Consider the following 12,433-nt stretch of genomic DNA (forward strand, 5'->3'; position numbering starts at 1 on the left):
GCGGAGAACAACCCGATGAAACTGTACTACACGCCCGGCGCCTGCTCGTTGGCACCCCACATCCTGCTGCGCGAGGCGGGGCTCGACTTCGAGCTGGAGCGGGTCGACCTGGCCAGCAAGAAGACCGCCAGCGGTGCCGATTTTCTGGCGATCAACCCCAAGGGTTATGTGCCGGCGCTGCAACTCGACAGCGGTGAACTGCTGACCGAGATACCGGCGCTGATGTTCTGGATCGGCGACCATGCCACCGGCACCGCACTGGTGCCGCCGGCGAAGAGCCCGGTCTGGTATCAGATGGTCTCGTGGCTCGGCTTCATCGGCACCGAACTGCACAAGGGCTTTGCCCCGCTGTTCCGGCCCAACATCAGCGACGAGGCCCGCGCGGGGGTGGTGCAGCAGTTGTCAGGGCGACTCAAGCTGGCCGATGCGGCGCTGGCGGGCAAATCCTATCTGTTCGGCGACCGCTTCTGCGCGGCCGATGTCTATCTGTTCGTGGTGAGCGGCTGGTCGAGCTATGCCAAGCTCGACCTGTCGCCTTACCCCAGCCTGCAAGCCTTTCGCGCCCGGATGATGGAACGTCCAGCCGTGCGCGAAGCGATGAAGGCCGAGGGTCTGCTGCAATAATCCAATCCGCGCTGCTTTCGGACTCCCCGCTGCTGCGGGGAGTCCTTCGCAGGTCATCTCTGTTCCGTGTCACGCCTGAAATAGGTGTGGGTCGAAGCCTGCATGGCAATCAGTTGCAGCAGCCGTTCGCGCTCTGCGCCCGGTTCGATTCCCTCCCGCACCCGCTCTGCCAGAAGGTCGAACAACTGCTCCGGCTGGTAATCGACCGCGCGCAGCACCTGTGCCACACTCTCGCCGGGAATGGTCTCGGTGAAGCAGAGCTCGCCCGCTTCGCTCTGGGTGACATTGACCGAGTCGACCCGGCCGAACAGGTTGTGCAGATCGCCGAGGGTCTCCTGATAGGCACCCAGCAGAAAGAATCCGATCAGCGGTGGTTGGTGCGGGTCGAACTCCGGCAGCGCCAGCGTGGTGCGTTCGGCCGTGACATAGCGGTCGAGCCGGCCATCGGAGTCGCAGGTGATGTCATGAATCAGTGCGCGGCGTTGCAGAGGCTGATCGAGGCCGCTCAGTGGCAGCACCGGAAAGATCTGGTCGATGCCCCAGATGTCCGGCATCGACTGAAACAGTGAGAAGTTGACATAGAGCCGGTCGGCCAGCTTCTCGCGCAGTGCGGCCAGCAGGCCATCGTCGGGAATGTCTGTCGCAGCGAGCAGGGCGGCGATCTTGCGGCAGTTGATCGCATGCAACTGCTCGGCCTCGGCCCGCTGCCGCAGCGAGACCTCGCCGGCGGCGAACAGCGTCTCCAGTTCGTCCAGCCATCCCTCCATCCACTGCAGGGCGTTGCGCGCATGGTCGAGATCCCCCGCTTCGAGCCGCTGATGGCACTCCACCAGCCGCCGGTGCACCGGCGAGACCTCGGCCCACTGCGCCAGCAGCGTGGCGGCCGGCGCGACTTCCTGCACCGGCCGTTCGACGTCGGCGACATCGGTCAGCAACAGGGCATGGTGCGCGGTGAGCGCCCGTCCAGATTCGCTCATCAGTTGCGGGAACGGCAGTTGCCGGCGGGCGCATTCGACCGTGATGCCTTCGATGATCGCGCCGGCATATTCGGCAAAGCGGTAGTTCATCGAGAAGTAGCTGCTGGAGAAGCTGCCATCGTAGTCGACGCTCAAGCCACCGCCGAGGTTGACCACCTGCACGGCGGCGCCCAGCCGGTGCAGTTCGCCGTAGAAGCGCGCCGCCTCCTGGCTGCCGCGGCGAATGTCCTCGAGGTCGGCGATCTGCGAGCCGATGTGGCTGTGGAGCATCTCCAGGCAGTCGAGCCGTCCGGCGCGTTGCAGCCGCTCGACGAGGGTCAGAATCTGCGCTGCCGACAGGCCAAACTTCGACTTCTCGCCGCCGGTGTTCTGCCAGTTGCCCTTGGCCACCGTGGCCAGCCGCACCCGCACGCCGAGGCGAGGCCGCACACCGAGGCGTGCGGCTTCGTCGAGAATCAGCTCGACCTCGCTCAGGCTCTCGATCACCAGATAGACGCAGTGGCCGAGCTTTTCGCCCAGCAGCGCCAGCCGGACGAAGTCACGGTCCTTGTAACCGTTGCAGACGATGCGGGTGCAGCCCGGTTCGGCATTGGCCAGCACGATCAGCAGTTCCGGCTTGCTGCCGGCCTCGAGGCCGACATAGCCACGCTGCTTCTGCGCGGCAACCATCGCCTCGACCACCTCGCGCTGCTGGTTCACCTTGATCGGATAGATGGCCCGGTAGCCGCTGGCATGGCCGCTGCGCGCGAGGGCCTGCTCGAACGCCTCCGACAGTGCCGTCAGCCGGTCGGCGATGATGTCGGTGAAGCGCAGCAAAATCGGGTAGTTGAGCCCCTGGGCCCGCACCCGGTCGGCGATGGCGGTCAGCTTGAACCGCTGCGGTGCCCGTGCGCCCCGGGGCGCCACCACCACCTCCCCTTGTGCATCGATGTCGAAGTAGCCCTCGCCCCAGCGGGCGACGCGAAAATGGGCGGCGGCGGTCATGGTGTGGTCATGCGCCATCGGGATACTCCTCTGTGATGCGCGAACGGCAGGTCGACGATGGGTGGTGGTCGGTAAAATGGACGGCTGCACTGCACTCGGCAGCGCGTGCTGCGGGCGGACTCACTATAATAGCCGCTCTTTTCTGCCAGCCAGAGCACTTTGCCTGTCGATCGTCCCGCTGTGATCGGGCACAGGGTAATGACTGCCTTACTTCAGTGACATGACAAACGAGGACAATCGATGAGCAACGGCGACGCCTGGGTGATCGAGCGGTTTGGTGACGAGGGCTCGGCGATCGGGCTTGCGGTCGAGGCCAAGCTGCACGAGGAGCAGAGCGAATTCCAGAAGATCGAGATCTACCAAAGCCGCAGCTACGGCAAGGTGATGCTGATCGATGGCTGCTTCATGCTCAGCGAGCGTGACCACTTCATCTACCACGAGATGATCACCCATCCGGCGCTCTTCAGCCATCCCGCGCCCCGACGGGTGGCCATCATCGGCGGCGGCGACTGCGGCACCCTCACCGAGGTGCTGAAGCACCGTGGCGTCGAGCAGGCCTGGCAGATCGAGATCGACGAGCGGGTCACCCGGGTGTCGGAGCAGTACTTTCCCGAGCTGTGTGGCAGCAATGGCGACCCGCGCGCCCAACTGCTGTTTGCCGACGGCATCGCCTGGATGCGTGAACGCCCGGCCGATTCGCTCGACGTGATCATCATCGACTCGACCGATCCGGTCGGCCCCGCTGCCGGGCTGTTCCACCCCGACTTCTACCGCGACTGCCACCGGGCACTGGGTGCCCAGGGCGTGCTGGTGCAGCAGAGCGAATCGCCGCTGTTCCACGCCGGCAGCATCATCAGGGGGGTGCACGACGGATTGGCGCAGGTCGGCTTCAGCAGCCGCCGTACCTTGACCTTTCCGCTCACCATCTACCCTTCGGGCTGGTGGAGCGTCACCCTCGGCGGTCAGGGGGTGACCCTGGCGGAAACGGGACCGGCCCGGTTCGACGAGCTGGGGATCGACACCCGCTACTACACGCCGCAGATCCACCAGGCGGCCGGTGTGCTGCCACGCTTCGTGCGTGAGGCGCTGGCGCAGTAGCCGGCCGTCGATGGTCCGGCTGGAGGGGTTTGCCCCGATCGCGGATGCGCGGGCGCGGTTGCTGATTCTCGGCAGCATGCCGGGCGGCCACTCGCTGCGGCTGGGCGAATACTACGCCCATCCGCGCAACCGGTTCTGGCCGATCATGGCCGAACTCTGCGGTTTTGACGCAGCGCTCGCCTACCCGCAGCGACTCGAGGCGCTCAAGTCATCCGGCATCGCGCTGTGGGATGTGCTCCACGCCTGCCGCCGCGAAGGCAGCGCCGATGCGAAGATCGACGATGCTTCGCTCGAGCTCAACGACATTGCCGGTTTTCTGCGCCAACATCCGCGAATCCACGCCATTCTCTTCAATGGTGCCAAGGCCGAGCAGTGCTTTCTGCGCCATGTGCGGTCCGCTCTGGATGAAACATCGCTCCGCTGCCTGCGGCTGCCTTCGACCAGTCCGGCCCATGCCACCCTCGGCCAGCAGCAGAAGCTGGCTGCCTGGCGGTCGGCACTCAGCCAGTTCGATCCGGGTGGCTTGGCCTGCGAAAAAAGTCCAATTCAATTCCCCGGTCGGCTGGGGTAAGATGGCGGCCGCCGGAGGGGTGGCAGAGCGGTTGATTGCACCGGTCTTGAAAACCGGCAAGGGTTAACGCCCTTCGTGGGTTCAAATCCCACCCCCTCCGCCATCGCACTGCTGCCTTCGTCTCACCCATGTCACCAACCGCTTTTCTTCACTGATAAAGAAGTTGGCTCGACGCGTGCGTGCGTAAACCATGCCGCATGGCAGCACTGGCGATGCAGGCTAGCAGGTCGTTGAAAAACTCTGCCGCGTCCATGAAAGGGCTCCCATGGCAGGATCACTGTGCCAGAAATTCGTCCAAAGGCCATGAAAACGGCTCTCGGGAGACTCAAAATGACCTTCAGGAGGCTCAAAACCCCCAAAAACATGCCTCAACCGGATTTTCCGGGTGTAAAACGCCATCCGATCGAATGGCGAACGGGGTTTTTCAACGGCCTGCTAGGCTATGAATCAGATCGATCGATTTTCACAGCACACCAGAGGTGACGATGGCACTGGCATGGCAGGTCTGGCTGACCACTGGACTCACCCTTTCGACGCTGTTGCTGCTGATCTTCACTCGCGCTCCTTCGGACATGGTGATGATGGCGGCCGTGCTGGTGCTGGCGATGAGCGGCATCCTGACCCCCAGTGAGGCCTTCTCCGGCTTCAGCAACAGTGGTCTGCTGACGGTGGCGGCGATGTTCGTGCTGGCCGGGGGCATCCGCGCTTCCGGCGGTGTCGATCTGGTGGTCAACCAGCTGCTGCGTACGCCGAAGAGCGAGCGGCGCGCCATCGGTCGGCTGATGGCGCCGGTGATGCTGGCCAGCGCCTTCATCAACAACACGCCGGTGGTGGCGACGATGATTCCCGCCGTGGCGCGCTGGTCCAAGAAGATCAAGGTGCCGGTGTCGAGTCTGATGATCCCGCTCAGCTACGCCTCGATTCTGGGCGGTACGGTTACGCTGATCGGCACCAGCACCAACCTGGTGGTCAATGGTCAGTACCAGACGCTGACCGGTCGCCCCGGCTTCGGCCTGTTCGACATCACCCCGCTCGGCATTGCCGTGGCGCTGGTCGGCATGTCGTTCATGATGCTGGCCGCGCCGCGGCTGCTGCCCAACCGGCAGGGGACCGAGCAGGCATTCGCCAACAAGAAGCAGTTCACCTTCGAAGTGGCGGTGGCCGCCGATGGCCCGCTGGTCGGCAAGAGCATCATCGAGGCCGGACTGCGCCACCTGCAGCGCATCTATCTGGCGGAGATCGAGCGCCGTGGCCACATCCTGACCGCGGTGACCAGCGAGGAGCGGCTCGAAGGCGGTGACCGGCTGGTCTTCGTCGGCGAGACCGATGCGATCATCGATGTGCTGCGCATCAACGGGCTGGTCGCCTCGGAAGGCGCCGAGCCGGTGATCGAGCGCAATGCCCCGGAGCGGCGGCTGGTCGAGGTGGTGATCTCGCCCGAGTGCGAATGCATCGGGCAGACTATCCGCGACAGCCAGTTTCGCAGCCGTTACGGCGCGGTGGTGCTGGCGGTGGCACGCGGCGGGCGCCACATCAAGGGCAACCTCGGCTCGATCGAGTTGCAGACCGGTGATCTGCTGCTGCTGGAGGCACGCCCCTCTTTCATCGCCCGCCAGCATGCGCTGCGCGACTTTCTGGTGATCAACGACCTGAACGAGGAGCGGCCCAACCATGACAAGGCGCCGATCAGCTGGGCCATCCTGCTGGGGGTGATTGGCCTCGCCAGTTTCGAGCTGCTCGACATGCTCAATGCCGCGCTGCTGGGCGCCGGGCTGATGATCCTGACCCGCTGCTGCTCGGCGAGCGAGGCGCGGCGCAGCCTCGATCTGCCGGTGCTGATCACCATTGGCGCCAGCCTGGCGCTCGGCAAGGGACTGGAGAAGAGCGGCGCCGCCGAAATGCTGGCCCAACAACTGATGACGCTGGCCAGCGGCGACCCCTGGCTGCTGCTGGCGCTCAGTTACTTCACGGTGATGCTGCTGACCGAGCTGATCACCAACAATGCCGCCGCGGCGATCATGCTGCCGATCGTGCTGGCGATGTGCGGGCCGCTCGGGCTCGATCCGGTCCCCTTCACGGTGGCGGTGATGTTCGCTGCATCGGCCAGCTTCGCGACGCCGCTCGGCTATCAGACCAACATGATGGTCTATGGCCCGGGCGGTTATCAGTTCTCCGACTTTCTGCGCATGGGCGCGGCGATGAACCTGATCGTCGGTGCGGTGACCGTGCTGCTGATTCCGCTGTTCTGGCCACTGCAGGCCGGCTGAGCCGGATCCGCTCCGCGGTTTCGCTCACCCGGTCGAGCTGGGTGAGCGCAGCCGATCTCTGCTAACCGGCTGATCTGCCGGCAAAGTTCCTTTCGCAAGAATTTTTTGCTCTTTACACTATATCTGGTGTGTTTTTATTTTTAAGGCACATGATGTAGTATTCCGTGCGCAGTCCAACGCACAACAAAAACACCCGCACAGGAAGCACGATCATGACTTCAACCCGGTTGTCGGCCGTCAGCAACAGCCTCCCGGCCGCCATGGAGCTGCCGCTGCAGGAGGCCTCGCAGGATATCTGGGACAAGAAATACCGCCTGGTGCAGAAGAGTGGCGCGCCGGTCGATGCCGACATCGATGCCACCTACCAGCGGGTGGCGCGCGCGCTGGCCGAGGTCGAGAGCAGCCCGGAAAAGGTCGAGGAGTGGTACCGCCGCTTTCTGTGGGCGCTGCGTCAGGGCTGCATTCCGGCCGGGCGCATCATCTCCAACGCCGGTGCCCAGGCCTACAAACCCTCCACCTCGACCATCAACTGCACGGTCTCCGGCACCATCGGCGACTCGATGGATGACATCCTCGGCAAGGTGCACGAGGCCGGTCTGACCCTCAAGGCCGGCTGCGGCATCGGCTACGAATTTTCGACACTGCGCCCGCGCGGCGCCTATGTCTCGGGCGCCGGAGCCTACACCTCGGGGCCGCTGTCGTTCATGGACATCTACGACAAGATGTGTTTCACCATCTCCTCGGCCGGCGGCCGGCGCGGCGCGCAGATGGCCACCTTCGACGTGCGCCATCCCGACGTGCTCGATTTCATCGCCGCCAAGCGCGAGGATGGCCGGCTGCGGCAGTTCAATCTGTCGCTGCTGATCACCGACGACTTCATCCAGGCGGTGAAGCAAGGGCGCCCCTGGCCGCTGGCCTTTCCGATCCGCTCCGACGAGGCCGACGATTTTCCGCACATCGACCAGCATCCCGACATCCTCTGGCTCGAATGGCCGGTCAGTGATGGCATGGTGGTCAATGCCGAAGGGCTGGTGGCCTGCCGGATCTACCGGACGATTCCGGCACAGCGGCTGTGGGACCGCATCATGTCGGCCACCTACGACTACGCCGAGCCGGGCTTCGTGTTGATCGACAAGGTCAACGAGATGAACAACAACTGGTTCTGCGAAAAGATTCGCGCCACCAACCCCTGTGGCGAGCAGCCGCTGCCGCCCTATGGCTCCTGCCTGCTGGGCTCGATCAACCTGACCAAGTTCGTGCTCGACCCCTTCACCGAGCGGGCCCGTTTCGACTGGCCACGGTTCCGCGAGGCGGTGCTGGTCTTCACCCGCATGCTCGACAATGTCGTCGAAATCAACGGCCTGCCGCTGCCGCAGCAGCGTCACGAGATCATGCACAAGCGGCGCCACGGCATGGGCTACCTCGGCCTCGGCTCGACGCTGGCGATGCTCCGCATGACCTATGGTGATGCGCAGTCGGTCACCTTCACCGACGAGGTGAGCCGCGAGCTGGCGATCACCGGCTGGCGCGCCGGGCTCGACCTGGCCCGCGAGAAGGGGCCGGCGCCGATCATGGATGAGCTCTTCACCGTCACCGCCGAAATGCTGCGGCAGCGGCCGGAGATGGCCGTCGATGGCCACAAGGTGGGTGACCAACTGCCGGGCCGGGTGCTGCATGCCCGCTACAGCCGCTACATGCAGCGCGTTGCCAGCGTCGAACCCGAGCTGGTGGCCGAACTGGCCAGCGTCGGCGCCCGCTTCACTCACCACAGCTCGATCGCCCCGACCGGCACCATCTCGCTGTCGCTGGCCAACAATGCCAGCAACGGCATCGAGCCGAGCTTTGCCCACCAGTATTCGCGCAACGTCATCCGTGCCGGCAAGAAGAGCAAGGAGAAGGTCGAGGTCTTCTCGTTCGAACTGCTCGCCTACCGTGCGCTGGTCAACCCGGACGCGATGCCCTATGCCAGCGACCCCGCCGCGCAACTGCCCGACTACTTCGTCACCACCGACGACATCCCGGCCCGCAGCCATGTCGACATCCAGGCCGCCGCGCAGCGCTGGATCGACTCCTCGATCTCCAAGACCATCAACGTGCCGACCGACTTCGCCTTCGACACCTTCAAGGAGATCTATCTGTACGCCTACGACCAGGGGCTGAAGGGCTGCACCACCTTCCGCTTCAACCCCGAAGCCTTCCAGGGCGTGCTGGTCAAGGAGCAGGATCTGGAGCGCACCCGCTACCAGTTCACCCTCGACGATGGCAGCGTCGTCGAAGTGAAGGGCAACGACGAGATCGAATACGAAGGTGAAACCCACACCGCCGCCAACCTCTACGATGCGCTCAAAGAGGGCTACTACGGCAAGTTCTGAACCCCAGCGGCAACCCCACACCCAGGTGAGACCATGAGCATCAAGATCGACAGAAAGATCATCGGCCAGAAGGTGATCAAGGAAGAGGACGAAAGCACCCCGGCCGCGGCGCCGCCCGCGCCACCGGCCCCGGCAGCGACCGAGAAGCGCGCGGCCGACATCATCCAGATGCATGAGTCGGTGCAGCGGCCCAACATCCTGCAGGGCCACACCTACAAGGTGAAGACGCCGGGCCATGTCTCCGAACATGCCCTCTACATCACCATCAACGACATCCTGCTCAACCCCGGCACCGAGTACGAACTGCGCCGGCCGTTCGAGATCTTCATCAACTCCAAGAACATGGACCACTTTCAGTGGATCGTCGCGCTGACCCGCATCATCTCGGCCGTGTTCCGCAAGGGGGGTGACGTCACCTTCCTGGTCGAGGAGCTGCGCTCGGTGTTCGACCCGCGTGGTGGCTACTGGAAGAAGGGCGGCAAGTACGTCCCCTCGCTGGTGGCCGAGATCGGCGACGTGATCGAACAGCATCTGATCCGCATCGGCATGCTGAAGGCGCCCGAACTCGACGCCGCCCAGAAGCAGCTGCTCGAAGAGAAACGCAAGGAGTTCGCCCTGACCCCGCTCGATGCCCAGACCGACGAAGCTGCCGAAGAGGGCGGCCACTTTCCGGCCCAGGCGCAACTGTGCGACAAATGCCACTTCAAGGCCAAGGTGCTGCTGGATGGCTGCCTCACCTGCCTCAACTGCGGTGATTCCAAGTGCGGGTAGCGGGGGAGTGAGGTTGTGAGGAGGGCTGCGGCATATCGGTTGCGAACGGCAACCCGGCGTGTCGCCTGGAGACAGGGAGGTGTGTTTCGTGAGAATCAATCTTTTTGAATCAACCTGTTGTGAAGAGCAGAAGGCAGGAAACCGTGGTCTGTCCCCAATTCCCCTGGTCAGCTTGGGAATCAGAATGACCACGCATCGCTCAAGCTCGCATCAGCAGAATATTGGCAACATCATGCCATGACAGGGGACGGGTTTTTCAACGGCCTGTTAGGGCTCGCAATCAGGTGTCAACTTTTTCTATAAGAGATTTTTGAAAAGGAATAATGATGAGCAATTTTCCGTGCTGTCCGAAGTGCAATTCGGCCTACACATATGAAGATGGTGGCCAGTATGTTTGCCCGGAATGCGGCCACGAATGGAGTACTGCTTCAAAAGAGGCTGTTGAAGACCGGCGCGTGTGGAAAGACGCCTTCGGCAACGAACTCAAAGACGGAGATTCGGTAACCGTTATCAAAGACCTCAAAGTTAAGGGTTCATCTTCAGTTGTCAAAGTCGGAACGAAGGTCAAGAACATTCGCCTCGTTGATGGCGACCACGACATCGACTGCAAGATTGAAGGATTCGGATCCATGCAATTGAAGTCCCAGTACATCAAGAAAGTCTGATCGGCGCTGTTCTATGAGATGCAAGGGCCGGCTCAATAATCAAGTGCAACACCTTGTTAAGGTGTTGCGATGGGAAACGAATACGAACAACTGAGTGCTGAAGGGGAGAATCGGAGGGAGAATCGGGGACAGCGGAGGGAGAATCGGGGACAGACCACGGTTTCCTTGAGACCTTTGTATGCAAACTGAGATCACCTTGCTGTCACACAATCTTGACCCACGGTTTATCTGACTGTCATCCGGGCTGATTACCGTCATCGCCATTCCAATTCAAAGGGATGCGATGACCATGCGCGACGCCGCAACCGAAACCCCGTTCAGCCTCACCGGCACCCTCGATGCGATTCCCAACCGTGCGATCAGCCGGCCGATGGAGGCACTGCTGGAGCGTGTTCTGTCGCTGAAGAAGCTCGACCGGCTCTACAGCGCGCTGGCGCCCTGCAGTGATCAGCAGCTGTTTCTGCAACAGCTGTTCGAGCTCTTCAACATTCACTATCAGGTGGCCGACGAGGAGCTGGCGCGCATTCCGCAAAGTGGTCCGCTGGTGGTGGTGGCCAACCACCCGTTCGGTGCCATCGAGGGGGTGATCATGGCGGCGCTGCTGCGCCAGGTGCGGCCCGATGTGAAGATCATGGCCAACTTCGTGCTCAAGCGCATTCCCGAGCTGCGTGATCTGTTCATTGCCGTCGATCCCTTTGGTGGTGCCGGGGCGGCGCGCAGCAACATCGGTCCGATGAAGGAGGCGCTGCGCTGGCTGAAGCAGGGCGGGCTGCTGATGGTCTTTCCGGCCGGCGAGGTCTCCAACCTCAAGCCGTTTCGCGGCATCGAGGATTCGACCTGGAGCCGCAGCATCGGCCGGCTGATCCAGTTGGCGCAGGCGCCGGCGCAGCCGGTCTACTTCCATGGCGCCAACAGCCTGCTGTTCCAGCTTGCCGGTCTGATGCATCCGCTGCTGCGCACCGTGATGCTGCCGCGAGAGCTGCTCAACAAGACCAACACCACCATCCCGATCCGCATCGGCAAGGTGCAGCCCTGGAGCCGCCTGAAGCAGATCGAGGAGGATCAGGCGCTGATCGACTATCTGCGGATGCGCACCTACATGCTGCGCAACAGTGCGAAGCCGGCCGGCGGCCAGCGCGAGCGGGGTCAGACCAGCGGTTGCGCCCTGATCGAGCCGGTCGAGTGCGCGCTGCTGCGGCAGGAGGTCGACGCGCTGCCCGAAGCGCAGCGGCTGGTCGATGGCGGTGCGCTGCAGGTGCATTGCGCCACTGCCGGGCAGATTCCCAATCTGCTGCGCGAGATCGGCCGGCTGCGCGAGCTGAGCTTTCGCGCCGCGGGCGAGGGCACCGGTCGGGCGCTCGATCTCGATGCCTATGACGCCTACTACCTGCATCTTTTCATCTGGAACCGCGACACCGACGAGGTGGTGGGTGCCTATCGCCTCGGTGAGTCGGACCGGATCGTTGCCAGCCGGGGGGTGGCGGGGCTCTACAGCCACTCGCTGTTCCGCTATTCACGGCGGCTGATCGATCAGCTCAATCCGGCGCTGGAGCTGGGGCGTTCGTTCGTGCGGCAGGAGTATCAAAAGAGCTTCGCGCCGCTGCTGCTGTTGTGGAAGGGCATCGCCACCTTCATGCACCGCAATCCGCGCTACCGCCGCCTGTTCGGGCCGGTCAGCATCAGCAGCGACTATCAGCCGCTGTCGCAGAAGCTGCTGGTCGATTTTCTGCGCATCCACAACAGCCAGCCGACGCTGGCGAAGCTGGTGAAGCCGCGCTCGCCATTCCGGGCGCGTGCCGGCAAGGCGGTGGACAGTGCGCGGGCACACCTCAACTCGGTCGAGGCGGTGGATGACCTGATCGCCGAACTCGAGGTGGACGGCAAGGGCATTCCGGTGCTGCTGCGGCAATATCTGAAGTTCGGCGGGCAGATTCTGGCGTTCAATGTCGATGACCAGTTCAACAACAGCCTCGATGGGCTGATCATGGTCGATCTGCTGCATACCGAACCCAGGACGCTGGCCCGTTACATGGGCAAGGCCGAGACGGCCGAGTTCCATGCCTGGCATGGCGGGGAGTCGCGTCAGGCCGGCTGAAGAGGCGGG

Annotated in this window: 9 protein-coding genes and 1 tRNA gene; 9 read left to right on the forward strand and 1 reads right to left on the reverse strand. The window is 63.4% G+C overall.

The annotated features are described in order from the left end of the window. Positions 1–15 precede the first annotated feature (15 nt). On the forward strand, positions 16–624 hold the full coding sequence (gstA, locus tag H7A13_01180) for a glutathione transferase GstA (protein ID MCP5331966.1): 609 nt from the start codon (positions 16–18) through the stop codon (positions 622–624). 53 nt (positions 625–677) lie between these two features. Here the strand turns inward: gstA and speA are convergent, their stop codons facing one another. Next, a complete protein-coding gene (gene speA / locus H7A13_01185) occupies positions 678–2,603 on the reverse strand; it encodes a biosynthetic arginine decarboxylase (GenBank protein MCP5331967.1) in 1,926 nt (641 codons plus the stop codon). 222 nt (positions 2,604–2,825) lie between these two features. Between speA and speE the strand changes: the two genes are divergently transcribed. The 8 genes from speE to H7A13_01225 all read left to right on the forward strand — a co-directional run bounded on the left by speE (position 2,826) and on the right by H7A13_01225 (position 12,424). Beyond that, positions 2,826–3,683: a polyamine aminopropyltransferase gene (gene speE, locus H7A13_01190; protein ID MCP5331968.1), complete on the forward strand. Its 858-nt coding sequence runs from the start codon at positions 2,826–2,828 to the stop codon at positions 3,681–3,683. A gap of 10 nt (positions 3,684–3,693) precedes the next feature. Then, on the forward strand, positions 3,694–4,254 hold the full coding sequence (locus tag H7A13_01195) for a DNA-deoxyinosine glycosylase (protein ID MCP5331969.1): 561 nt from the start codon (positions 3,694–3,696) through the stop codon (positions 4,252–4,254). A gap of 13 nt (positions 4,255–4,267) precedes the next feature. Then, a tRNA-Ser gene (locus tag H7A13_01200) sits at positions 4,268–4,357 on the forward strand. A 388-nt stretch (positions 4,358–4,745) separates the two neighbouring features. Beyond that, positions 4,746–6,521, forward strand: a complete 1,776-nt coding sequence (locus H7A13_01205) for an SLC13 family permease (protein MCP5331970.1) — start codon at positions 4,746–4,748, stop codon at positions 6,519–6,521. A gap of 212 nt (positions 6,522–6,733) precedes the next feature. Further along, a complete protein-coding gene (locus tag H7A13_01210) occupies positions 6,734–8,893 on the forward strand; it encodes an adenosylcobalamin-dependent ribonucleoside-diphosphate reductase (GenBank protein MCP5331971.1) in 2,160 nt (719 codons plus the stop codon). Positions 8,894–8,926: 33 nt separating this feature from the next. Continuing rightward, positions 8,927–9,664: an NrdJb gene (locus H7A13_01215; protein MCP5331972.1), complete on the forward strand. Its 738-nt coding sequence runs from the start codon at positions 8,927–8,929 to the stop codon at positions 9,662–9,664. A gap of 326 nt (positions 9,665–9,990) precedes the next feature. Beyond that, positions 9,991–10,329: an alkylphosphonate utilization protein gene (locus tag H7A13_01220; GenBank protein ID MCP5331973.1), complete on the forward strand. Its 339-nt coding sequence runs from the start codon at positions 9,991–9,993 to the stop codon at positions 10,327–10,329. Between the two features lie 289 nt (positions 10,330–10,618). After that, the gene (locus H7A13_01225) at positions 10,619–12,424 is read left to right on the forward strand and encodes a lysophospholipid acyltransferase family protein (GenBank protein ID MCP5331974.1); all 1,806 of its coding nucleotides are present in this window, start codon (positions 10,619–10,621) and stop codon (positions 12,422–12,424) included. Positions 12,425–12,433: the final 9 nt, after the last annotated feature.

It is taken from the genome of Pseudomonadales bacterium (genome assembly GCA_024234215.1).
In the GTDB taxonomy this organism is placed as follows: Bacteria; Pseudomonadota; Gammaproteobacteria; order Pseudomonadales; family UBA5862; genus JACKOQ01.